Genomic DNA, 21,822 nt, shown 5'->3' on the forward strand with positions numbered 1-21,822 from the left:
GGTCCGGCGGCGCGCATGGCTCAGCTCGTACGGCCCTTGGCGTCGAAACGCTTCATGCGGTCCAGCACCGCCTCGGCGGTCGGGTCGCGCAGCTCGTCGACGATCCGGCCGTCGGCGAGGAAGACCACCCGATCGGCGTAGGACGCGGCGACCGGGTCATGGGTGACCATGACCACGGTCTGGCCCAGTTCGCGCACCGAGTTGCGCAGAAAGCCCAGGACCTCGGCGCCGGAGCGGGAGTCCAGGTTGCCGGTCGGCTCGTCGGCGAAGATGATCTCGGGCTTGCCGGCCAGGGCGCGGGCCACCGCGACGCGCTGCTGCTGGCCGCCGGAGAGCTGGGCGGGGCGGTGCTTGAGTCGCCCGGACAGCCCCACCGTGTCCACCACCTGGTCCAGCCAGGCCTGGTCCGGCTTGCGGCCGGCGATGTCCATGGGCAGCGTGATGTTCTCCAGCGCGTTCAGGGTGGGCAGCAGGTTGAACGCCTGGAAGATGAACCCGATCTTGTCGCGGCGCAGTTGGGTGAGCTTCTTGTCCTTGAGCGAGGTCAGCTCGACGTCGCCGATGCGGGCCGAGCCGCCGGAGACCGTGTCAAGACCCGCCATGCAGTGCATGAGCGTCGACTTGCCGGAGCCGGACGGGCCCATGATGGCGGTGAACTCGGCCTGCCGGAACTCGACGGAGACGCCGTCGAGGGCGACGACCTGGGTCTCGCCCTCTCCGTAGACCTTGGTGAGGTCCGTGGCGCGCGCCGCGGCGGTGGCGCGGGGGGCGGCCTGGACTCCGGAGGGGGTCGTGGTCACGGTGGAGGCTCCTGTCGCTGCTGTGGGGGACATCGTGGCGTCCTCCCATGTTCACAGCCCCGTGGGGCCCTGGTATCACCCCGCGCTCCGGTTTCCGTACGGGACTCGGGACGTACGCGGCGGGGCCCGGGTCCTCCTTGGGTAGGAGAGGACCCCCGTCCGGGGGCGTCGAGATTGCGTCAATCCCCCGCCCGGGGCGTGGTGTGGCATATGGCCAGGTCCGGTGGACGCCGGTGTGTACGGCTGCCCCGACCCGATGCTGATGAACCCTCAGTTGCCAATAAAATAAGACAACCTCGGTTCGTCGATCCGCTGTTCGGGGGCATGCCCCCGGATAGGCTCGTGGTTGCTCTCCTATGGGGAGGGACGTACGCGCTCGTACGGCCCAGGGAGCCGCTGCCCGGATGGTGGAATGCAGACACGGCGAGCTTAAACCTCGCTGCCCCTCGCGGGCGTACCGGTTCAAGTCCGGTTCCGGGCACACCCAGACCCGGCCGCCGCACGCTGCGTGCGCGCCCGGTCGCCCAACGTCTACCGCGCGGGGCCCTCGTGGGCCTCGCGCCGCTCACGCGTGCATGGAAATATCCTCCCTGGGCACTAGGGTGCTTTCTTTGCTTACCCATTACTCTGGAGTCAAGGTCGCGCAGGGCGGCCATGGAGGAGTGAGATGAGGAGCAGCAACCCGGTCTTCTCGCGACGGGGGTTCAGCCGCGACGGCGGCTACGCGGGCTTCGGCGCGGCACCGCAGGCCGGGGGCCCCGCCGCAGCACAGGGCAACCCGTACGCCGGTGGTAATCCTTACGCGCAGCCGCAGGCCCCGACCAACCCGTACGCGGTCGGTGACCAGCAGAATCTGACACCCGACCAGCTGCAGCAGATGTACGGCGCGCCGCCGGCGGGCCCGCTGCAGACCGGCCGGATGACGATGGACGACGTCGTCATGCGCACCGGCATGACGCTGGGCACCGTCATCGTCGCCGCGGCGGCCGCCTGGATCCTGGACCTGCCCGTCGCCGTCGGCTTCGGCGCCGCGCTCGTGGCGATGGTGCTCGGCCTGGTCCAGTCGTTCAAGCGCAAGGCCTCGCCCGCGCTGATCATGAGCTACGCCCTCTTCGAGGGCCTCTTCCTCGGCGTCATCAGCCAGGTGTACAACGAGCGCTGGTCCGGCATCCCGATGCAGGCCGTGCTCGGCACGATGGCCGTCTTCGTCGGCGTCCTCGCCGCGTACAAGACCCGGCTCATCCGGGTGAACGCGCGATTCCAGCGCTTTGTGCTCGGCGCCGCCATCGGCTTCCTGCTGCTGATGTCGGTCAACCTGCTGTTCGCCGCCTTCGGCGGCGGTGACGGCCTCGGCTTCCGCAGCGGCGGCCTCGGCATCGTGTTCGGCATCGTGGGCGTGGTGCTCGGCGCCGCGTTCCTGGCGCTGGACTTCAAGCAGGTCGAGGACGGCGTCCGGTACGGCGCTCCGCGCGAGGAGTCCTGGCTGGCCGCGTTCGGTCTGACCCTGTCCCTGGTGTGGATCTACCTGGAGCTGCTCCGGCTGATCTCCATCTTCAGGGACTGATCCCCGGGGGCCGGGCCCTCGGGCACCGGACCTCCAGGTGATGCGAACCGGTGATACGAAGGGCCCGCGGGGCATGCGCCCCGCGGGCCCTTCGTCTGTTCTGTTGTGGGTGGTGGAGGCTAGGTGAGCTTGCGCGCGGCCCGCCTCAGATCGTGCTCATGAATGATCGCCTTGGCGTGGCCGTACGCGAGCTGATGCTCGCCCCGCAACCAGCTGACCTTCTCCTCGAAGCGGAAGAGAGCGGGCCCTTCGTCTACGGTGCGCAACCAGTCGGCTACTTCACGGCCGGTGCAGTGGGGGATTCGGGAGAGCAGGTTCCGGTGGGTTTCTTCGGAGAAGGATTGGGACATCGGCGCCTCCGACGCGTCCGTTTTGCCGGACCGGTTTTCATGGCCCGGATTTGGTCCTTCAGCTCACCGTGCCTGACTGTTCGGCCGTTGGCAACAGTCCGGGGGTGGCGCATAGGCTCGCGATGTGAATGACACGACCCCTCTGCTGACCGCCGTGGACCGGCTCGCCGACCGTCTGCGCGCCCTTCCGCAGTCCCGGCTGAGCCGGGGCGTGGCGGCCGAAGGACTGGCGCTGGCAAGGGAATTGTCGGTGCGGGCCCAGCGGATCGAGGAGCCCGGGAGCAGCCCGAGGATCATGCCGGACGCGGGGCTGTTCGCGGTCGCGGACCAGCTCGCGGTGGCCGGGCACGATTTGGCGCATGCGCTGGAGCGCGCGCCGGAGGGCGCCGCGCTCTCCGGCGCGGTGGACCTCGTGGAGGCCACGGCCAGGCGCTGCGGTCTCTGAGGGGCGGCCTCTGAAGGGCGGCCTCTACGGGCTACGGGCTCGGGCTCGGGCTCGGGCTACAGCGAGGCGATGACGCGGTCGGCGAGGACGTACACCTGTTCGTCCCCGCAGCCGAAGGTCAGCGCGTAGGCGCCGTGGACCCCGGAGCTGCCCAGCAGCAGCACCGGGGCGGGGCCCTCGAGCAGCGCGTCCGCGAGCCGCTCGGCGGTCTCGCGGTGGCCCGGGGTCATGCAGACCGTGGTGCCGTCGGCGAAGACGTACACGTCGAGGGTGCCCAGTGGGCCGGGGCGTACGTCGGCGAGCGGGACGCGGCCGTCGGCCAGCTCGGTGAGCCGGGCCACCGTCCGGTCGTGGTCGGCGACGGTGGGGTGCGGCGAGAAGTCCGGGTGCGAGGGGTGGCGCCGGCGCGCGGCCGCCAGCTCGGCCGACTCCACGGCCGCCCCGGCCGGCGGCTCCGCCTCCGGGCCGAGGTCCAGATCCACCTCCACCTCGGTCGCGGTCTCCGGCTGCCGGTCCGGCTCGCCCGAGGGGTCGAGGTGCTCGGGGGTGAGGCCGTCGGGGCCGAGGGGGTCCAGGTCGAGCAGCGGCTCCACGCCGGACGTCTCGGGCTGCCGCGGCACGTAGGGGATCAGGTCCGGCTGGGGCTCCTCGCCGAGCCCGGCCAGCCTGCCCAGCAGCGGGTGGGCGTCGCCCGCCGTCGCCGTGTCCCGGGCCTCCTGCGCGGCCCAGAACGCCCGCGCCTCGGCCAGCTCGCGCTCCCGCTCCTCGGCGAGCGCGTCGGCCACGGCGGCGCGTATCTCGGCGGCGGGAGCGGCGGCGCGGGGCGCGGGCACCGCGACGGCGTCCGTCCCGTCCGCCTCCGGGCCCGCCCCACCGTCCCGCCCGCCGGCGGGAGCGACCGCCGCCGCGAGCTCGGCGCGCAGCTCGGCGATCTCCCGCCGGACGCCGCGGGCGGTGAGCAGGGCGGAGGCGCCCACGGCCGTGGCGGTGGCCGCGGCCAGGAGGGCGGCAAGAGTCATGGGGCTCACTGACTTAACTCCCGGTTCCTGTTGATCCCCCGAATTCCTACCTCAGCTTGGCCCGCGGTGCCGCCCCGTGTCAGTGCATAACATCACCAAGTGGACGGAAAACGGGCCGGGGAGGGGCGGGCGGGGCCCGGAGCACCGCCGCTGAGCTGGGCATACAACACTCCCCCAGGACCTTGGTCACATCCTGGGGGAGATTCGGTCACGACTTATGCGCGCGGCATGTGCGCAGCTCCGTGTCCGGCTCGCTCGGCGGCTCAGCTCAGCCGCTCCAGCACCATCGCCATGCCCTGGCCGCCGCCGACGCACATGGTCTCCAGGCCGAACTGCTTGTCGTGGAACTGGAGCGAGTTGATCAGCGTGCCGGTGATCCGGGCGCCTGTCATGCCGAAGGGGTGGCCGACGGCGATCGCGCCGCCGTTCACATTGAGCCGGTCGAGGTCGATGCCCAGGTCGCGGTAGGACGGGATGACCTGCGCGGCGAACGCCTCGTTGATCTCGACCAGGTCGATGTCGCCGATCGTCATCCCCGCCCGCGCCAGCGCCTGCTTGGACGCCTCGACCGGCCCGTAGCCCATGATCTCCGGCGAGAGCGCCGAGACGCCCGTTGACACGATCCGCGCCAGCGGCGTCACGCCCAGCTCCCGGGCCTTGGTGTCCGACATGATCACCAGCGCCGCGGCGCCGTCGTTGAGCGGGCAGCAGTTGCCCGCGGTGACCAGCCCGTCGGGGCGGAAGACCGGCTTGAGGCCGCGCACGCCCTCCAGGGTCGTCCCCGCGCGCGGCCCGTCGTCCTTGGCGACCACCGTGCCGTCCGGGGTCGTCACAGGCGTGATCTCGCGCTCCCAGAAGCCCTTCTTGATGGCCTCCTCGGCCAGGTTCTGCGACCGTACGCCGAACTCGTCCATCTCCTCGCGGGTGATGCCCTTGAGCCGGGCCAGGTTCTCCGCGGTCTGGCCCATCGCGATGTACGCGTCGGGGACCAGTCCGTCCTCGCGCGGGTCGTGCCAGTCCGTGCCCTCCTGCTCGGCGCGCGTGGCGGTGCGGGCCTCGGCGTCGGCGAAGAGCGGGTTGTGGGTGTCCGGCAGCCCGTCCGAGGTGCCCTTCACCGAGCGGGAGACCATCTCGACGCCCGCCGAGATGAAGACGTCCCCCTCGCCCGCCTTGATGGCGTGCAGGGCCATCCGGGAGGTCTGGAGCGAGGAGGAGCAGTAGCGGGTGATGGTGCAGCCGGGCAGGTGGTCCATGCCCATCTGCACGGCCACGATCCGGCCCAGGTTGTGCCCCTGCTCGCCGCCCGGCAGGCCGCAGCCGAGCATGAGGTCGTCGATGTCGCGGGGGTCGAGCTGGGGGACCTTGGCGAGCGCCGCCTGGACGATCTCGGCGGTCAGGTCGTCCGGCCGCAGCTCCTTGAGCGAACCCTTGAAGGCCCGGCCGATGGGGGAGCGGGCGGCAGAGACGATCACGGCTTCGGGCATCACGGCTCCATGGGGGCGCGAAGGGCTGGGACTCTGAGGGAAGTTACCCGTACGTATCGCGGGGGTCACGGCATCCGGGCTGTGATGCGGGACTCTTTTCCAAGCGTATGCTCAGCGCCGGGGCGGCGCCTGTGGCGCCCGAGGCGCCCAGAGCGCCCGGGAATCGCCCGGGGTCCGCGGCCGGGCCCAGCCGGTGGCCGGGGCTCAGCGCGCAGTCGGCCTCAGCCGGCAGCCGGGGTCCTGGTGGCCGGGCCCTGCCTGCGGCCGGGGCCCAGTGCGCCCGGCCCGGCGCGCAGCGGGGGCCAGCCGACGGCCGGAACCCAGTCGGCGGCCGGGGCCCAGCCCGCGGCCGGTCCGAGCTTGCAGCCCGGGGTCCAGCGCGCGGCCGGGGCCCTGCCTGCGGCCGCGGGGGCCCGTCCGTACCTAGCCCGCGCCGGGCGGTGGGCCGGTGGAGGAGGGGGCCTCGGCCTGGTCCGCGGTGGCGGGGGGCCGCTCGCCCGAGGCGCGGCGGTCGCGCCGCAGCAGCCGGGCCCAGGGCCCGCGGGCCGCGGTGACCTCGGTGCCGCCCTCGGCCGCCGCCTCGGCCGCGGCCTTCGCCACCGGCAGGATGCCCACGTCCCGGGCCTCCTCGGGCTCCTGCGGCCACAGCCCCAGCGCCCCGCACAGCGTCGGCAGCACGGCCATCGCGGCCGTGGCGTACCCCTCCGCCGAGGGGTGATAGTTGTCCGGCCCGAACAGCTCCCGCGGATTGGCCGCGAACTCCGGCCCGAGCAGATCGCCCAGCGACACCGTACGGCCGCCCTGCTCGACCACCCCGATGGTCTGCGCGGCGGCCAGCTGGCGGCTGAGGCGGCGGGCGATCCAGCGCAGCGGCTGGTAGACGGGCTCGATGGTGCCGAGGTCCGGGCAGGTGCCCACCACCACCTCGCAGCCGCGCTCGCGCAGCCTGCGCACCGCCTCCGACAGCAGCCGGACCGACTGGGCCGGGGGCATGCGGTGGGTGACGTCATTGGCGCCGATCATGATCACGCAGACGTCGGGGCGGGCCGCCGGGTCCTCCAGCACCAGCGTCACCTGCCGCTCCAGGTCGTCGGACTGGGCGCCGGGCTGGGCCACATTGCGCAGGTCGACGGGGCGCTCGGCGACCGCGGCCAGCCCGGAGGCGAGCAGCGCGCCCGGCGTCTGGCTGGGCCGGTGCACGCCCTGCCCGGCGGCGGTGGAGTCGCCGAGGAAGGCCAGCCGCAGCGGCGGCCGGCCGTCGCTCGCGGAGAAGTCGAACCCGTACCGGCCGTCGGCGCGCGGCGGAGGGTCCTCGGAGCCGCCGACCACCCGCTTCGCGTGTGAGACCTCGGTGAGCAGCAGAACGGCGGCCACGCCGCCCAGCAGCCCGATTCCACCGCCTCCGTACGCCGCCGCGGCGGCGATCCGCCGCGCGACTCTCGCCCTCGACATAGACATGGGTCCAGCCCACCTCCGTCCACACGCCTTGTTGCTCCTTTGTACCCTTTTTTGTACGACTTCCTAACCAGTTGTCGTCCAGCTTGTGCGTCCCCTCCGCGTGCGGGCAAGAGGCACCGGTCAAGCGGTCACGGTCCGCAATAAGCTGGGCAGCACGGGCCCGCGACGGCGGCCGCCCTGACCGCGGAGATCCCGCTGATTCGGACCTGGAGCAGGTGTGCAGTATTACGATTCGATGATTGAGCTCGTCGGCAACACCCCGCTGGTGAAGCTCAACAGCGTCACCGAGGGCATCCGGGCAACCGTCCTGGCCAAGGTCGAATACTTCAACCCCGGCGGCTCGGTGAAGGACCGCATCGCCGTGCGGATGATCGAGGCCGCCGAGCGCTCCGGCGCGCTCCAGCCGGGCGGCACGATCGTCGAGCCGACTTCCGGCAACACGGGCGTCGGCCTGGCGATGGTCGCCCAGCGCAAGGGCTACAAGTGCATCTTCGTCTGCCCCGACAAGGTGTCCACCGACAAGATCAACGTGCTGCGGGCCTACGGCGCCGAGGTCGTGGTCTGCCCGACGGCCGTGGACCCCGAGCACCCCGACTCGTACTACAACGTCTCGGACCGCCTGGTCCGCGAGACCCCGGGCGCCTGGAAGCCGGACCAGTACAGCAACCCCGACAACCCGCGCTCCCACTACGAGAGCACCGGCCCCGAGCTGTGGGAGCAGACCGAGGGGAAGATCACCCACTTCGTGGCGGGCGTCGGCACCGGCGGCACGATCAGCGGCACCGGCCGCTACCTCAAGGAGGCCAGCGAGGGCCGGGTCCAGGTTGTCGGCGCCGACCCCGAGGGCTCCGTCTACTCCGGCGGCACCGGCCGCCCGTACCTGATCGAGGGCGTCGGCGAGGACTTCTGGCCGACCGCCTACGACCGCACCGTCGCCGACCGGATCGTCGCGGTCTCCGACAAGGACGCCTTCCAGATGACCCGGCGGCTCGCCCGCGAAGAGGGACTGCTGGTCGGCGGCTCCTGCGGCATGGCCGTGGTGGCCGCGCTGCGGGTCGCCCAGGACCTCGGACCCGACGACGTGGTGGTCGTCCTGCTCCCCGACAGCGGCCGCGGCTACCTTTCAAAAATTTTCAACGACGAGTGGATGGCGGACTACGGCTTCCTGGAGGAGGAGGGCCCGGCGGTGCGCGTCGGCGACGTCCTCCAGGGCAAGGAGGGCGGCCTGCCCTCGCTCGTCCACATGCACCCGGACGAGACGGTCGGTCAGGCCATCGAGGTGTTGCGGGAGTACGGCGTCTCGCAGATGCCCATCGTCAAGCCCGGCGCCGGGCACCCCGACGTGATGGCCGCCGAGGTCATCGGCTCGGTGGTGGAACGCGAGCTGCTCGACGCGCTGTTCGCGCAGCGCGCCGCGCTGAGCGACCCGCTGGAGAAGCACATGAGCCCGCCCCTGCCGCACGTCGGCTCCGGCGAGCCCGTCGAGGACCTCATGGCGGTACTGGGCGGGGCGGACGCGGCCATCGTCCTCGTGGAGGGCAAGCCCAGCGGCGTGGTGAGCCGGCAGGACCTGCTGGCCTACCTGGCCAAGGGCGCCCAGGGCACGGCCCAGCGGTAGCCGGGGGCCGGGCGACCGACCGCCGCGCGGAACCTGGGCAACTGCCGTGCCGGAAAAGGACGCTCGCCCTTCCGGTAAGTGGTACGCGGGTGTCACGCGCCCGCAGAGCCAGACCACCCACACACAGAAACCAGGCCCCACCCGTCGCCGACGCGGGTGGGGCCCGTTTCGTCATTCACTGGGGGTGCGGATTACGGTGCTCGCACCTTGGCTGGGCCCAACTCGACCCTTACAGAACTTCGACGTTCGCGCCGGAGAGTCGGTTGCGGCAGTCCAGAACATAGGGCGCGTGCTCCAGAACCACCTCGTAGTCGAATCCCGCGTGGTCCGTGAGCAGCACTACGGCGTCGGATGCCGCGATCTCCTCCGCAGTCGCTTCTACTCGGATCAGGCGTGCTTCGGTGCGGATGTCATCTACGACGTGCGGGTCCGCGCCACGCACCTCGGCACCGAGGTCGAACAGTAGGTCAGCGACACGCGCCGACGGCGACTCGCGGGCGTCGGCGGTGTTGGCCTTGTAGGCCAGACCGAGCAGGAGGACACGAGATCCACTGACGGCCATGCGCCGCGTGTTGAAAGCCTCCATGAGCCGCCGAACCACGTAGTCAGGCATGTGGTTGTTCACGTCGTTGGCGAGTTCCACGAACCGGAACGGGACGCCGACGGTGCGTTCCACCTTCCACGACAGAAATGACGGGTCGATTGGCAGGCAATGTCCGCCGACGCCGGGGCCGGGGGTGAACGGCATATAGCCGAAGGGCTTGGACGCGGCGGCGTCGATCGCCTCCCAGATGTTCACGTTGAGCGACTTGGCGAGCATCGCCATCTCGTTGACCAGCGCGATGTTGACGTGTCGGAAAATATTCTCAATCAGCTTGGTCAGCTCGGCCACTTTCGTTCCGGAGACCGGAACCGTGGTCTCCACCAAGTCGTCGTAGAAACCCCTGACCACGTCGAGCGATGCGGCGTCGATGCCGGCCACCACTTTGGGCGTCTTGTCGAACGGCCACTTCTTGTTTCCCGGGTCGATGCGCTCGGGGCTGAAGCCGACGTGGAAGTCAGCGCCAGAGATCAGACCGGATGCCTTCTCCAAGATCGGTAACATCAGCTCTTCGGTGGTACCGGGGTAGGTCGTGGACTCCAGAACCACGGTCGCGCCAGGGCGTAGGTGCTCGCCCAATGTGTGGGCACAGGACTCGATGCAGGTCAGGTCGGGCACGCCGTCCCGGAGTGGGGTCGGGACGGTGATCACCGCGAGGTCGAACTGGGCCAGCCCGCCGGCTTCGGCGGTCACGGAGTAGGCCCCGGAATTCAGCACTGCGCGGAGCCGCGCGGGCGCCACGTCCTCAACATATGACTCGCCGGTGGCGAGCTGCTGAACGCGATGCCGGTCCACGTCGTAGCCGACGACACGGTGACCCACCTCTGCGGCACGCACGGCCAGCGGCAGCCCCACGTAGCCCTGACCAGCGACAACAACATGCATGGCAGCTCCTACTGCAATTCCAGTGCTTAAATGGACCGTCGTCTCTGGCTTAGTAAGGAGAAGTGCTGTGCCCTTGGTGTCTGTCGTGATGCCCGTGTACAACTCGGCAGTCACTCTCGGTGCCGCGATCCGGTCAGTACTCACGCAGACCCACAGCGATCTGGAGCTTTTGGTCACCGACGACAAGTCGTCCGATGACTCCATGGACCTGCTCATGGAATTCGCCCAGCAGGACGATCGCGTCCTGCCGAAATCGGCTCCCGAAAGAGGAGGGGCGGGCCGGGCACGCAACCTCGCTATCGAGCGGGCCAAGGGGGATTACATCGCCTTTCTCGACAGTGACGACATGTGGCTCCCGGAGAAGATTGAGCGGCAAATCGAATTCGCTGCGGCAGGTAAAGCACCTTTGACGTTCACCTCCTACTACAAGATGGACGCCGACTACGACGGCGAGAGCACCGAATTCATCCCGAACGGACGCGTGATCCGCGCGCGAGAGCACGTGGACTACCGCGCGATGCTGGTCCAGGATTACATCGGCGCGTTGACCGCCATGTACGACCGAAACGTCCTCGGCACAAGGCTGATGCCGGAGATGCGGAAGCGACAGGACTACGCCCTGTGGCTGTCGATCATGCGCGACGGCTTTGAGGCCCGGGGCCTCCCCGAGCCGCTGGCGGTGTACAGGGCCCACCAGGCGGGATCACTGTCCTCCAACAAGCTGTCGCTCGTCCCGTACAACTGGGCGCTGTACCGCGAACACGAGGGGCTGTCGGTTCCCCGGGCAACACGGGCGCTGGCCGGCGCTGTGTGGCAGTCGCTGCGTAACTCGCGGATCTAGGGCTCTCAGCGAGACCCGGTCAGACACCCGCCCGCACCACTTACGAGGCGGCTGGTCCGGTGGTGCCTGCACCGCGCAGGAACAGTTGGAGCAGCAAGCGGCGGTCTTCGGGCGCAACGTCGTGTTGGCCGGCACCGAGCGGTTCGCGGCCGTGAACCCAGTAGTGCTGGTTCACGATCAAGAAGTCACCGCGCTGGAGCGTGAAGGAGATCTGCCCGGCGACCATCTGGTCCGCGAGTTCCTTGGCCGCGTGGGCGTGTGCCTCATCGAGTCCGGACTCGGCGAGCATCTTGGCGGTGAATCGAACGAATCCGAGGTCCGCGGGTTCGCCATCCAGGACTGGGAACGGCTTGTATTCGCCGCCGACGTCAGACAGCTCGAAGAACGATCCGTAGCTGTATGCCACGTCAGCCAGGAGGGCGCGGCTTGAGGGTGTCAAGCGCGTTACGGCTGCGCGGGCATCGGAGAGGATGCTTGCGCCTGCACCGAGCGGGTCAGGTCGGACACACAGAAGCGTCGTGTAATCCGGGGGTTGGGTCACATTGACCAGGTCCATGTGAAATGCGTTGTACCCCGTTCCGGTGGACAGGCCGGGATTGGCATTGAGATTGGTCCCGATCTCCTTCCACAGCGGCCATCGCTGGAAAGGTTGAAACGGAATCGCCACTTCGGCGAGAATCGCCGTTGCCAAGCACAGAAAGGGGTCCCCGGCCCCCATTGCCTGAGCGATGTTCCGCAGACGTACCACGGCGTAGCCGGCACCCGTTCCGTTTAGCAGGGAGAGAAGGGAGTGTCTGAACTCACCGAATAACGGAGCCGAATCCAGTTCGGCCCTGTACCGCTCGATCGTGGAATCTGCCAGGAACGCGCCCTCCGTGCTCCAAGCAGGGAGAATGCTTCCGAGGTCGATGAGAGCTTCGTCAAGCTCGTTCGGCAGGTCGATGAACATACCTGCCCCGCCATGTGTCAGAATCCCCATGACTTATAACCCTTTCTTGTGGATGTTGTTTAAGTTGCAGCTCGCCCCGCACCGGTCGGCTCGACCATGCCATTAATCGCGGGGCCGGGGCGGGAGTGGAATCCCGCCTCTTCGGCGGTGATCAATTCCGTGGGAGAAGTTAACGGTCAGCTTTTCCGGATCACGTGCAGGCCGATCCACGACTGTGCTTCCCCATCAGTCCGGGTCCTCCACGAGCAGGTCGGCGTAAACGCTCTTTCCGAAGCTTCGCTCGGTTACCCCCCAGTCGTCGGCCATGGTCTGCACCAGTAGCAGGCCACGGCCTGAGGTGTCGTCCAGGGCCGGCCTTCGAGGTTCGGGCTGCTTCTTCGACTTGTCCGTGACCGTGATCCGCACCCCGTAGTGCGAGTACCGGGTCACACTCACCCGCAGGAGCTTGCATCCGCTGTGGGTGATCGAGTTGGTGACCAGCTCGGAGACGACGAGTTGTGCACGGTCCAAGAGGTCACCGTTGAGGTTCCACGTGTTGAGGGCGGCCCGCACCAATCCCCGAGCACGACGAGCGGTCTCCGCCTCGCTTCGCCACGTCTCGCTGTAGCCAGGAGAGCCGGTCGTGTGGGGTCGAGTCGGGGTCATGGACACAGTGCCGTCCCTCCAAGGGTGTTGAGGGTCCGCCCCGCGGGGAGGCACGGCGGGGCCTCTACTCCAGAGCTGCCGACGGCGAGGGTTTGGGTACCGCCTTCGGCAGCTACGGCGTCAACCAGCCACCTCACGCAGGGAGGTGGTTGATTCCGCGTCTTGAACCTACGGTCGTCTGCGATGGAGTAGGACTGACTGTGAGTACGGGTTAGGCGACCAAGGGCAACAGGGGGCGGCATGGCCGCGAGAGGAGCCGCAGAACCGCACCTGACAGACTGGAGGACGCATCGCATGGCGGACACAGAGCAGGAGCAGGCGAAGGGCACGGCAGGCTTCCTGCTGGAGATGGGGATGCTGAAGCGAGCCAAGCGGTCCGGGTGGTGGATCGCTGGGGTCAAGGATCCCGAGACCATCGCGGAGCACAGTTTCAGGGTCGGCCTCATCGGCTCTGTGCTCGCCATGATGGAGGGCGCTGACCCGGCGAAAACGGCGCTCCTCGGGCTTTGGCACGACACTCAGGAGACCCGCGTCAGTGACATCCCGCACATCGGCCGGCGCTACCTCGAAGCCGCCAGCAACGAGAAGGTCACCGCGGATCAGGTGTCGGCAGCGCACCCGGCGGTTAGGGCCGGGGCGCAGCGGATCGTAGAGGAGTACGAGAACGGCGACTCCCTCGAAGTGATCTGCGCGCACGACGCCGACAAACTGGAGTGCCTGATTCAGGCCGTCGAGTACCGCGAGCAGGGCTGCACGAACGTCCAACCGTGGATCGACAGCAGCCTCTCAAAGCTCAAGACGGCCTCTGCCCAGGCCCTCGCCGAGGCCGCGCTGACGATGACCTCGATCGAGTGGCAGCAGACGTACCTCCGCTGAGCCTCGACGACCCGAGAAAGCCCGCTTCGAACAGGAGGCGGCGCCCAGGGCCCGGCCCAGCGGTAGCCGGGGGCCGGGCAACTGCCGTGCCGGAAAAGGACCCTCGCCCTTCCGGTAAGTGGTACGCGGGTGTCACGCGCCCGCAGCACGGGCTTAACACAGCTCCGGCACATTAGTGGGTGTCGGAACGGACGACACCGACACCCCGGTGCGGCGACACGGACCTCCGGAGCGGCTCCCGGACCTCCACGGTCGCCCGGACGCGGCAACCGCGTCCCCGGCGGGGACCGCCGTCGTCCCGCCCCTGGTGCTCACACCGGGGTGCGGCGGTCCCCTCCCTCTCTTTTTTGGGGCTCGGTTCTCCCCCAGCTACCGCTGGGAGGTGCCCCCGCCGGGCGGGCTCACTCGCCTTACGACTTGTCGCGATGGCGGCGCAGCCAGGAGAAGCCGCCGGAGGCGTGTACCGCGTTGACGCCGAGGATGCCGGCCCAGGTCACCACCAGCCCGGACAGCCCCGTGTTGACCGCGGCGATCGCGCAGAGGGGGATGGCCAGCACCAGCGAGACCGCGACGAAGGCGAAGCGCTCGCCGAGGCTCATCCCGAGGCCCTGGCCGGGGCGGGCCGTCGGGCCGGGGCGGGCGCCGCGGGCGGCGGCCATCTGCTGCTCGGCGAGTTGCCGCCGCACATGGCGGTCCGCGGTGTCGTGGAACCGCTGCTCGACCTTCTCCATGAAGGAGTCGACCAGCTCCGTCTCGTACTCGGCCCCCAGCTCCTTGCGGGTCTGGAGGGTCGCGTCGAGCTCGCGCTTCAAATCGGCGTCCCGGGCGTCCATGGTGCGACGGTACGGTCGCAGGGACGCATTGTCGGTAGGGCTAGCCCCCCGAAGCGAACGGGGGGACAGGTACCCCTCACCCAGGTGCCCGTACCCGGGGCCCGCTGTGGAAGGAGCACGTCCGTGTCCGCACCTCTCCTGACGTCCCTCGCCGAGCCGGACGGCGACCGCCCCGACGCCCTCACCGTGGCCGGCCGCTCCTGCTCCCGTGAGGCGCTGCTCGGCGCCGCGGGCGCGGTCGCGGCGCGTATCGCCGGGGCGCCGGTCGTCGCCGTCCGGGCGACCCCGACGGTGGAGACGGTGACGGCCGTGGTGGGCGCGCTGCTGGCCGGGGTGCCCGTGGTGCCCGTGCCGCCGGACTCCGGGCCCGCCGAGCGCGACCACATACTCCGCGACTCCAAGGCCGCGCTGCTGCTGACGGGCCCCCAGGGCGCGGAGGACGCCGGCGGCCGGGAAGCCTCAGCCGCCCCCGCCGCCCCCGTCGAGACCGTCCCGGTGGACCTGGCCGAGCGCGCGGCGTGGACCGGGCCCGAGCCGGACCCGAAGGCGACGGCGTTCATCCTCTACACCTCCGGCACCACCGGCGCCCCCAAGGGCGCGCTGATCTCCCGGCGCGCGGTGGCCGCCGACCTGGACGCGCTGGCCGAGGCGTGGGCCTGGACGGCGGAGGACACGCTCGTCCACGGCCTGCCGCTGTTCCATGTGCACGGCCTGGTGCTGGGCGTGCTGGGCGCGCTGCGCACGGGCAGCCGGCTGGTGCACACCGGTCGGCCGGCCCCCGCGGCGTACGCGGCGGCGGGCGGCAGCCTGTACTTCGGCGTGCCGACCGTCTGGCACCGGGTCGCCCAGGACCCCGACGCCGCCCGGGCGCTGTCCGCCGCCCGGCTGCTCGTCTCCGGCAGCGCGCCGCTGCCCGCCCCCGTCTTCCGCGACCTGGAGCTGCTCACCGGCCACCGGCCCGTCGAGCGCTACGGCATGACGGAGACGCTCATCACCCTCAGCACCCGCGCGGACGGCGAACGCCGCCCCGGCTATGTCGGCACCCCGCTGTCCGGCATCCGCACCCGCGTGGCCGCCGAGGAGGGCGCGGAGATCGGCGAGCTCCAGCTCACCGGCCCGACCCTCTTCGACGGCTACCTGGGCCGCCCCGAGGCGACCGCCGGCTCGTACACCGACGACGGCTGGTTCCGCACCGGTGACATCGCCGCGATCGAGCCCGACGGCTTCCACCGCATCGTCGGCCGCGCCTCCACCGACCTGATCAAGTCCGGCGGCTACCGCATCGGCGCGGGCGAGGTCGAGAACGCGCTGCTGGACCACCCGGCGGTCCGCGAGGCGGCGGTCGTCGGCGCGCCGCACGAGGACCTCGGGCAGCAGATCGTGGCGTACGTGGTCGCCGACGGGGTGAGCGAGGCGGAGCTGATCGACTTCGTCGCCGGGCAGCTCTCCGTCCACAAGCGCCCCCGCAAGGTCCGCTTCCTGGACGCGCTGCCGCGCAACGCCATGGGCAAGCCGCAGAAGAAGCTGCTGCCCCCGGCGTGAGGGCGCCCGGGGAGGGTCACTCGGCGGCGATGTGCGCGGTGAGGACGCGGACGGCGTCGCGCGTGCTGTCCGCGGCGAAACGGACCTCGCGGACCTCCTGGGCCGGCCTGCCCGGCTTGGGCGCCACCGGGTACGGCTCGCGCAGCGTGACGCTGAGCGTGGTGGAGTCGCCGATCGGCATCGCCAGCACGCCGTCGTCGATCTGGACGGCCCTGCGGTAGCCGCCGTGCCGGGCCTCGCGCACCGACGCGACGAGCTCGAGCGGGATGGTGATCTGGGTGAAGTGGGCGAAGCGCAGGACCATTCTCCCGTCGCCGACGGTATGGGGGCGGATGGAGAGGGCCGCGATGAACCCGAGCACCCACACCGTGCCGTACCCGGAGAGCACCAGGAGGACGATGCGCGCCACCGGCCAGGGGACCAGGAACTCGACGGCGAGCACCTCGAGCGGCACAAGAGCGACCATCACCCACATGATCGGCTTGATCGCGGAACCGTAGGGCAGGGCCTCGTGCCCGTCCGGCGCGTCGGTCCTGCGGCGGGCCCAGCGCCACAGGGCGCGCAGGAGCCCGAACTCCATCCCCATCGCCTTGGCCACGGGGGCGGGGAGGACCGCGGCCAGGGCGTGGTTCAGCGCCTCCTGGCCGTCGGCTCCCCGGCTCCGCGAGGCCGTGAAGGCCCTTCTGGCCAGGGCGATCTCGGTGATGACGATCCCGGCCAGGAGGAGTTCGAGGAGCAGCCCGACCGCCACCGCCTCGCCCAGGCTGAACACGCCGGTCCACACGAGGCAGACCTGGGCGAGGACGACCGTGGGCGCCGCCCAGCGGGCGGCCGCCGTCATAAATCCCCGCACTGCCGATCCCTCCTCCGGCCGGGCGCTTCCCGTCGCCGTCACCGCTTCCGCCAGTCCTCTTCGACGACGATCCAGTGCTCGCCCGTCAGCCGCTGTTCGAGGAAGGCGTAGGGCAGCAGGCCGTAGCCCTGGTCACCCCAGCCGGTTCCCCAGCTGTTGCGGACCCGGAAGGCGCCCGGTCCGGCGCCCCGGTCGTACGGGGCGGTCTCCACCCGGTCGTCGTAGCCCGTCAGCAGCACCACATGGGGCCCCACGGACAGCTCCGTCGCCAGCTGGACGGGGATGACACCGCCGTTGACCAGGGACATGGAGATCGACGGGCAGAGCCGGACCTCCACGCTCACGGGGATGCCCATGGCGATCGCGCGGCGCGCCAGGCCGAGCAGGCCGGGCCCGTCCGGGGCGGAGAGCGACCGCGCGAGCGGACGGGTGCGGCGCGCCGTGGTGTGGCAGTGCTCGGGCGGGTCCCGGTCGACCCTGGTCCGGCCGTGCTCGTCGTACGGCCAGAGCGCCTCCTCGCACAGCCCGAACTCCGCCCAGGCGCGGAAGCTGTGTTCCAGTCGCGAGCCCCTGCGGTCGGCGGAGCCCGCGAGCGTGCGGGAGAGGCGGTAGTTGAACAGGACGGAGGGCGTGAACTCCAGCCGCTCGGCCCGGCGGGCGTAGTAGCCGGCGATCGCCGCGGTGACCGCGGCGGTGCACAGGGGGATCTGCCCCTGGTCGATCACGGGCGGCATCCAGCCGGACAGGTCCATGCTGTCCGGGGTGCGTCCGCTCGTCCACCAGGGCGGCGCGACGCCGGACAGCCAGCCGGCGTCGGCGACGGCGGAGTCGGCGAGCGGGCCCGTCATGCCGGGTCCTGGGCCCGGTCCCGGGCCCCGTCCCGGGCCGGGTCGCCGCCGGGCTTGCCGCCACGCCCCAGGACCGTCTGGTCGATCCGCTTCTGCCGGCGGGCGACGGCGGCGTAGAACTCCCGCAGCGCGGCCTGGTCGAAGTCGGAGGCGGGCCTGGCCTCCGGCAGGAAGGCGCCCGGGTCCGCGCCGCGGACCAGCAGGGCGCTGTCCTCGCCGGCGGTGGGGCGGACCCGCGGCGTGACGTAGTCGATCGCGAAGTTGAACCGTCCGGCGTCGGTGTGGTTGGGGCCCGAGCAGTGGGCCATGGCCAGGTGGTGCACGGAGCACTGGCCGGCGTTGAGGATGACATCGACGGTGGCCGCCTCGTCGATGTCGACGGCGATCTCCTCACCGCGCATGATGTCCTCGAGCCCGGAGCCGCTGAACCGGTGCGGCAGGGCGCCGCCGAGGTGCGAGCCGCGGGCGTAGCGCATGGTGCCGTTGGCGACCGTGGTGTCGGTGAGCGCCACCCAGACCCGGGCGGCGTGCTGCTGATAGCCGTCCAGGCCGAGGTAGACGGCGTCCTGGTGCCAGGCGAGCGAGCTGCCGCTGTGCGCGGGCCGGACGAAGAGATTGGTGGACCACACCAGCAGCTCGGGTCCCAGCAGTGCCTCGACGGCGTCGAGGATCGCGGGGTGGTGGACGATCCGGTCGGCCCACGAGGCGACCAGGTGGATCTTCGGGAACGCCGCGTACCGAGCCAGGGCACCGCCCGCCGCGCTCACGGTCCGCAGGTAGGTGTGGCACCCGGCGAGCGCCTGTTCGGCCTCGGCCGGGGTGAGCGCGTTCACGGGGAAGGCGAAGCCGTCGGTGCGGAACCGCTCAGCCAGGTCGGGGGCGAGCGTGGTCATCGGGCGGCCACCTCCATGGTCGGCTCGGTCTCCTGTCCCCGCGCGTCCTGACGCATGGCGGCCAGCAGGGCGATGGCGTCCTCCCGCTTGGCGTCGGGGGCCTCGGGGGAACGCAGGTAGTCGGCGAGGCGCTGCCGCGCGGGCTCGGCCATGGTGCCCTTCAGCCGGTGCAGGGCGGCGGCGCTGGTGCGCTGCGGGAAGTACAGGGACTTGGCGGTGGTGAGGAACAGCTCCGCGTCCTCCTCGCTCACCACCCCCCGGCGCAGCGCCGCCTCGGTCGCGACCCGGATGTTGACCATGGGTTCGCACACCGGGCGGAGCGACTCGCTGTCGAAGGTGATGGCGACCTCGTCGTCGTCCTCGATCGCGCCGGAGGCGTATCTGTCGTAGACGGTGCCGACCCCGGTCATGCCGTAGACGTCGAGTTCGGCGGCGCGTAGGGCGCCCATGCTGGACGACCCCCAGACGCGGACGCCGCGGTCCATGGCGCGCAGGATCTCCTTGGGGGAGATCGAGAAGCTCTGGAGGAACTTGCCGTCGATGATGCCGATGCGGCGCGGCGGCTGGTCCTGTGCCATGAGGGTGTCGATGTCGCCCCGCTCGATGGGGGGCAGGAACTCGGCCCCGGGCAGCTGGGCCGCCGCCTCCTCGGGCGGCAGGCTGGGGCCGACGAAGATGACCGTGCGCATGATGTCTTCTCCCGTCACTGGGCGGCGGCGGGGCTCCGCGGCGCCCGCTGAGCGGAGTGGATGGCTGCCAGGGCGCTGTTCCACGCCTGGGCGGCCCGTGGCCCGAGCTTGTTGCGGTCGACGGTCCAGGACTCGATGCCGGGCACGATGACGCGTACGACCGTGGCGGGTACGCCGGGCGCGGACAGGTCGACGGCGATGGCCCGGTCGAGTCCGCGCGCCCGCAGCCGCTGCAGCAGCAGCCGGACGTCGTCCATGACGTCGGTGCTGGGGTGCGACGGGACGTCGCCGAAGCGCACCGGGCGGGCCGACGGCTTGATGGCCCACGAGTCGGGGTTCGCGCGGTTGCTGCGCCGCACGTGGTAGAGGGCCTTCTCAACGGGCTGTCCGGCGGCGGTGATGTCCTCGCGCATGGCCTGGATGTCCACGACGCGGGACTGGGCCACCTCGCTGATCGCCCGCACGACCGCGACCTCGGCGTCCGGGTGGGTGCCGATGCCGTGGTGGGAACGGGAGAACGACTCGGCGACGAACTCCGAGACCACGGCCTGGAAGCTGGGGATGCCGGTCGCCGAGGTGATGTTCTTGACCTCGATGGCGATGCCCGCGTCGAGGAACTTCTCCATGAAGAACTGGGCCCGGGGCGGGAGCGTCGCCGGGTCGAGGCTGGGGTGGCGCTCCTGCGCCCAGGCCCGGATGGCGGCCCCGACGGGGCCCGCCCCGTCCTCGGCGGCGAGCTTGCCGAGCCGGTTGGAGATCAGGTCGGCCATGGTCCAGTCGTCGCGCTCGACCAGCTCGCACAGGGCGTGGCAGATGGCCTCCTCCAGCGAGTTGCCGGAGGCGATCCCGTTGGTCGTGGAGACCGGGTAGCAGGGCACCTCGTGGTAGCTCATGTAGTAGCCGGCCAGGAACTGCGGCACCAGGACGCCGCACTCGTTCATGAGGTCGTAGCCCTCGACCCAGGAGATGGGCGTGTCGATGCGGTAGGCGTGGTGCAGCTCGAAGTTGCACGACCTGGGGTCGAGCACGCGGCGCCCGGACTTCTCCAGCTCCGGGTACGAGGCGATCGCGGCCGGCCGCATGGGCAGGGCGGCGGCGAAGCGCTCGGCGGCCTCCATGATGGCCGACGTCTTGGCGTCGATCTTCGTGGCGCCCTTGCCGTTGTAGACGGAGATGATGTCGAACGACCGCGGGGAGATGGCGTTGTAGACGGGGATGCCGACCCGGTCGAGGCCGGTGATGTCGGCGACCCTGGTCACCCCGATCCGCTTGAGGTGCGGCGCCATGCGGGCGTACGTGGTCTCGGCGGTGATCTCGCGGTGCGGGCCGTTTCCGGTGATCTTGGGGACGCTGGAACGCAGTTTCAACGCGGATACTCCTTGGGTGCGCTGTCCGCGGGGGTTAACGGCCGCTGACGGGTTCGAAGTGGGAGGTGCCGTCGCCGAGGTACCGGTAGACGTAGGAGAGGTCCTGGCCCGGCTCGACCGTGACGGGTTCGGTGAGGGCCCAGACGGCGGTGTACCAGTGGCTGCGGGCGCAGCCCAGCCAGGGGGCCGTCGACAGGGTGGTGTCCGGCCCGAGCCGCGCCTCGAAGTGGACGACCACGCCGTTGACCTCTCCCGCGCGGTCGGCGGTGAGCGTGGGACGGGTCTCCAGCGGGCCGGCCATGTCCTGGTGGAGGTCGACCTGGTAGAGCTCGGCGGGCTTGGAGAGGAAGTCCCAGGTCTGTACGGTCTCCGGGCGCTCGTAGAAGCCGATGGAGCGCCGGGCCTCGGACTCCGCCATGGGGCCGAAGTCGATGCCGAACATCTCCTTCCAGCGCGCCAGGTGGCCCTGGGTGACGCGGTGCTTGTCGAGCACCTCGTCGGGGATGCGGGCCAGCGTCGCGTACGAGGTGAGCCGGCCGGGGACGAGGCGGGGCGAGTCCGTCATCAGCCGGCGCCGCGCGTCCTGGACGGTCTCCCAGATCCGCATGTCCAGCGCCTCGTTGCCGACGATGTCGGTCAGCAGGACGTCGGCCGGCTCGGGGAGTTCCAGCTGGGGCGACCAGCCGCGGATGAATTCGATGCGGTCGGCGACGCCGTTGCGTTCGGCGATCCGCCGGGCGAGGTGGACCATGCCGGCCGGCTCGACCGCGTAGACCTTGCGGGCCCCCGCCTGCGCCGCGGTGATGGCCAGGATGCCGGAGCCGGTGCCCAGGTCGAGCACCACGTCCCCGTCCCGCACCGTGTCGCGGACCGCCTGCTGGAAGGAGGCCTTGCGTACGGGGTCCTCCAGCATGGCGATGTGGACGAACGCGGCGTCGTAACCGCCCTTGGGGAACGGCTGGTCGCTGAAGCCCTCGACCGGTTCGGCGCGCAGCAGGCCCGCCTGGTGGAGCGAGACCACGGTCGCCAGCGCGTCCTGCGCGGCCCTGGGCCGTCCTTTCAGCCGGGGGCCGAGCAGGGTCAGGGCCTCGCCGACCGTGCGCGGCTGGTGGAAGAGGTCGAGCAGGCCGAGCGCGTCATGTCCGAGCTTGAGGATCCGGCTCTCGAAGTGGATCTTCACTTCGTTGCTGGTGTCGACCTCGGCGATGAAGGACGGCACCCGGTGGAGCACGGTGTCGGGCGAGAGTTTGGGCATGTGCTGA

The 21,822-nt window shown here is 70.8% G+C and carries 21 protein-coding genes and 1 tRNA gene; 7 read left to right on the forward strand and 15 right to left on the reverse strand.

Features of this window, described 5'->3' with window-relative positions:
- Window positions 1-20 precede the first annotated feature (20 nt).
- Window positions 21-800, reverse strand: a complete 780-nt coding sequence (locus ABFY07_RS35590) for an ABC transporter ATP-binding protein (protein ID WP_346178468.1) — start codon at window positions 798-800, stop codon at window positions 21-23.
- A 398-nt stretch (window positions 801-1,198) separates the two neighbouring features.
- Here ABFY07_RS35590 and ABFY07_RS35595 point away from each other — a divergent pair.
- Window positions 1,199-1,281 (forward strand) — tRNA-Leu (locus ABFY07_RS35595).
- A 186-nt stretch (window positions 1,282-1,467) separates the two neighbouring features.
- Window positions 1,468-2,364, forward strand: a complete 897-nt coding sequence (locus ABFY07_RS35600) for a Bax inhibitor-1/YccA family protein (protein ID WP_065960413.1) — start codon at window positions 1,468-1,470, stop codon at window positions 2,362-2,364.
- A gap of 119 nt (window positions 2,365-2,483) precedes the next feature.
- On the opposite strand, the gene ABFY07_RS35605 is transcribed toward ABFY07_RS35600, so the two are convergent.
- Window positions 2,484-2,714: a DUF4287 domain-containing protein gene (locus ABFY07_RS35605; RefSeq protein ID WP_065960412.1), complete on the reverse strand. Its 231-nt coding sequence runs from the start codon at window positions 2,712-2,714 to the stop codon at window positions 2,484-2,486.
- 124 nt (window positions 2,715-2,838) lie between these two features.
- On the opposite strand from ABFY07_RS35605, the gene ABFY07_RS35610 reads away from it, so the two are divergent.
- Window positions 2,839-3,159: a hypothetical protein gene (locus ABFY07_RS35610; RefSeq protein WP_076972190.1), complete on the forward strand. Its 321-nt coding sequence runs from the start codon at window positions 2,839-2,841 to the stop codon at window positions 3,157-3,159.
- A 56-nt stretch (window positions 3,160-3,215) separates the two neighbouring features.
- On the opposite strand, the gene ABFY07_RS35615 is transcribed toward ABFY07_RS35610, so the two are convergent.
- The 3 genes from ABFY07_RS35615 to ABFY07_RS35625 form a co-directional block, all read right to left on the reverse strand.
- Window positions 3,216-4,187, reverse strand: a complete 972-nt coding sequence (locus ABFY07_RS35615) for a hypothetical protein (protein ID WP_346178469.1) — start codon at window positions 4,185-4,187, stop codon at window positions 3,216-3,218.
- A gap of 254 nt (window positions 4,188-4,441) precedes the next feature.
- Complete coding sequence (locus ABFY07_RS35620; RefSeq protein WP_346178470.1) at window positions 4,442-5,662, reverse strand: acetyl-CoA C-acetyltransferase; 1,221 nt, start codon at window positions 5,660-5,662, stop codon at window positions 4,442-4,444.
- Between the two features lie 423 nt (window positions 5,663-6,085).
- Window positions 6,086-7,120: an SGNH/GDSL hydrolase family protein gene (locus ABFY07_RS35625; RefSeq protein ID WP_428837065.1), complete on the reverse strand. Its 1,035-nt coding sequence runs from the start codon at window positions 7,118-7,120 to the stop codon at window positions 6,086-6,088.
- 217 nt (window positions 7,121-7,337) lie between these two features.
- Between ABFY07_RS35625 and ABFY07_RS35630 the strand changes: the two genes are divergently transcribed.
- Entirely contained in the window at window positions 7,338-8,738 is a 1,401-nt protein-coding gene (locus ABFY07_RS35630; protein WP_346178471.1) for a cystathionine beta-synthase, read from the forward strand.
- 229 nt (window positions 8,739-8,967) lie between these two features.
- Here the strand turns inward: ABFY07_RS35630 and ABFY07_RS35635 are convergent, their stop codons facing one another.
- On the reverse strand, window positions 8,968-10,224 hold the full coding sequence (locus tag ABFY07_RS35635) for a nucleotide sugar dehydrogenase (protein ID WP_346178472.1): 1,257 nt from the start codon (window positions 10,222-10,224) through the stop codon (window positions 8,968-8,970).
- A 67-nt stretch (window positions 10,225-10,291) separates the two neighbouring features.
- Between ABFY07_RS35635 and ABFY07_RS35640 the strand changes: the two genes are divergently transcribed.
- Window positions 10,292-11,065, forward strand: a complete 774-nt coding sequence (locus ABFY07_RS35640; protein WP_346178473.1) for a glycosyltransferase family 2 protein — start codon at window positions 10,292-10,294, stop codon at window positions 11,063-11,065.
- A gap of 40 nt (window positions 11,066-11,105) precedes the next feature.
- On the opposite strand, the gene ABFY07_RS35645 is transcribed toward ABFY07_RS35640, so the two are convergent.
- Both ABFY07_RS35645 and ABFY07_RS35650 read right to left on the reverse strand, forming a co-directional pair.
- On the reverse strand, window positions 11,106-12,014 hold the full coding sequence (locus ABFY07_RS35645; protein ID WP_346178474.1) for a TauD/TfdA family dioxygenase: 909 nt from the start codon (window positions 12,012-12,014) through the stop codon (window positions 11,106-11,108).
- A gap of 225 nt (window positions 12,015-12,239) precedes the next feature.
- A complete protein-coding gene (locus tag ABFY07_RS35650) occupies window positions 12,240-12,659 on the reverse strand; it encodes an ATP-binding protein (RefSeq protein ID WP_346178475.1) in 420 nt (139 codons plus the stop codon).
- 294 nt (window positions 12,660-12,953) lie between these two features.
- On the opposite strand from ABFY07_RS35650, the gene ABFY07_RS35655 reads away from it, so the two are divergent.
- Complete coding sequence (locus ABFY07_RS35655) at window positions 12,954-13,535, forward strand: HD domain-containing protein (RefSeq protein WP_346178476.1); 582 nt, start codon at window positions 12,954-12,956, stop codon at window positions 13,533-13,535.
- Window positions 13,536-13,945: 410 nt separating this feature from the next.
- On the opposite strand, the gene ABFY07_RS35660 is transcribed toward ABFY07_RS35655, so the two are convergent.
- Window positions 13,946-14,368, reverse strand: coding sequence for a hypothetical protein (locus ABFY07_RS35660; protein WP_346178477.1), 423 nt, complete (start codon window positions 14,366-14,368; stop codon window positions 13,946-13,948).
- Window positions 14,369-14,491: 123 nt separating this feature from the next.
- On the opposite strand from ABFY07_RS35660, the gene ABFY07_RS35665 reads away from it, so the two are divergent.
- Complete coding sequence (locus tag ABFY07_RS35665) at window positions 14,492-15,910, forward strand: AMP-binding protein (protein ID WP_346178478.1); 1,419 nt, start codon at window positions 14,492-14,494, stop codon at window positions 15,908-15,910.
- Between the two features lie 16 nt (window positions 15,911-15,926).
- On the opposite strand, the gene ABFY07_RS35670 is transcribed toward ABFY07_RS35665, so the two are convergent.
- Genes ABFY07_RS35670 through ABFY07_RS35695 form a run of 6 tightly spaced genes read right to left on the reverse strand, consistent with a single transcriptional unit; the run spans window position 15,927 to window position 21,815 of the window.
- Window positions 15,927-16,763, reverse strand: coding sequence for a hypothetical protein (locus tag ABFY07_RS35670; protein WP_346178479.1), 837 nt, complete (start codon window positions 16,761-16,763; stop codon window positions 15,927-15,929).
- A gap of 38 nt (window positions 16,764-16,801) precedes the next feature.
- A complete protein-coding gene (locus ABFY07_RS35675) occupies window positions 16,802-17,611 on the reverse strand; it encodes a C1 family peptidase (RefSeq protein ID WP_346178480.1) in 810 nt (269 codons plus the stop codon).
- A complete protein-coding gene (locus ABFY07_RS35680; RefSeq protein WP_346178481.1) occupies window positions 17,608-18,504 on the reverse strand; it encodes a phytanoyl-CoA dioxygenase family protein in 897 nt (298 codons plus the stop codon). The genes ABFY07_RS35675 and ABFY07_RS35680 overlap by 4 nt, the downstream gene beginning before the upstream one ends.
- On the reverse strand, window positions 18,501-19,193 hold the full coding sequence (locus tag ABFY07_RS35685) for a TfuA-like protein (protein ID WP_346178482.1): 693 nt from the start codon (window positions 19,191-19,193) through the stop codon (window positions 18,501-18,503). Before ABFY07_RS35685 ends, ABFY07_RS35680 begins: the two co-directional genes overlap by 4 nt.
- Window positions 19,194-19,207: 14 nt before the next feature.
- A complete protein-coding gene (locus ABFY07_RS35690) occupies window positions 19,208-20,560 on the reverse strand; it encodes a YcaO-like family protein (protein WP_346178483.1) in 1,353 nt (450 codons plus the stop codon).
- Between the two features lie 34 nt (window positions 20,561-20,594).
- Entirely contained in the window at window positions 20,595-21,815 is a 1,221-nt protein-coding gene (locus ABFY07_RS35695) for a 50S ribosomal protein L11 methyltransferase (protein ID WP_346178484.1), read from the reverse strand.
- Window positions 21,816-21,822: the final 7 nt, after the last annotated feature.

It is taken from the genome of Streptomyces sparsogenes subsp. cuspidosporus, from assembly GCF_039532705.1.
GTDB classification, from domain to species: domain Bacteria; phylum Actinomycetota; class Actinomycetes; order Streptomycetales; family Streptomycetaceae; genus Streptomyces; species Streptomyces sparsogenes.

What these genes read in the sequence shown, in the direction of transcription:
- ABFY07_RS35605 (WP_065960412.1), bottom strand. Translation starts at nt 2,714, where the DNA reads ATGTCCCAATCCTTCTCCGAAGAAACCCACCGGAACCTGCTCTCCCGA.
- ABFY07_RS35650 (WP_346178475.1), bottom strand. Translation starts at nt 12,659, where the DNA reads ATGACCCCGACTCGACCCCACACGACCGGCTCTCCTGGCTACAGCGAG.
- ABFY07_RS35655 (WP_346178476.1), top strand. Translation starts at nt 12,954, where the DNA reads ATGGCGGACACAGAGCAGGAGCAGGCGAAGGGCACGGCAGGCTTCCTG.
- ABFY07_RS35685 (WP_346178482.1), bottom strand. Translation starts at nt 19,193, where the DNA reads ATGCGCACGGTCATCTTCGTCGGCCCCAGCCTGCCGCCCGAGGAGGCG.
- ABFY07_RS35645 (WP_346178474.1), bottom strand. Translation starts at nt 12,014, where the DNA reads ATGTTCATCGACCTGCCGAACGAGCTTGACGAAGCTCTCATCGACCTC.
- ABFY07_RS35695 (WP_346178484.1), bottom strand. Translation starts at nt 21,815, where the DNA reads ATGCCCAAACTCTCGCCCGACACCGTGCTCCACCGGGTGCCGTCCTTC.
- ABFY07_RS35635 (WP_346178472.1), bottom strand. Translation starts at nt 10,224, where the DNA reads ATGCATGTTGTTGTCGCTGGTCAGGGCTACGTGGGGCTGCCGCTGGCC.
- ABFY07_RS35660 (WP_346178477.1), bottom strand. Translation starts at nt 14,368, where the DNA reads ATGGACGCCCGGGACGCCGATTTGAAGCGCGAGCTCGACGCGACCCTC.
- ABFY07_RS35600 (WP_065960413.1), top strand. Translation starts at nt 1,468, where the DNA reads ATGAGGAGCAGCAACCCGGTCTTCTCGCGACGGGGGTTCAGCCGCGAC.
- ABFY07_RS35680 (WP_346178481.1), bottom strand. Translation starts at nt 18,504, where the DNA reads ATGACCACGCTCGCCCCCGACCTGGCTGAGCGGTTCCGCACCGACGGC.
- ABFY07_RS35620 (WP_346178470.1), bottom strand. Translation starts at nt 5,662, where the DNA reads ATGCCCGAAGCCGTGATCGTCTCTGCCGCCCGCTCCCCCATCGGCCGG.
- ABFY07_RS35675 (WP_346178480.1), bottom strand. Translation starts at nt 17,611, where the DNA reads ATGACGGGCCCGCTCGCCGACTCCGCCGTCGCCGACGCCGGCTGGCTG.
- ABFY07_RS35625 (WP_428837065.1), bottom strand. Translation starts at nt 7,120, where the DNA reads ATGTCTATGTCGAGGGCGAGAGTCGCGCGGCGGATCGCCGCCGCGGCG.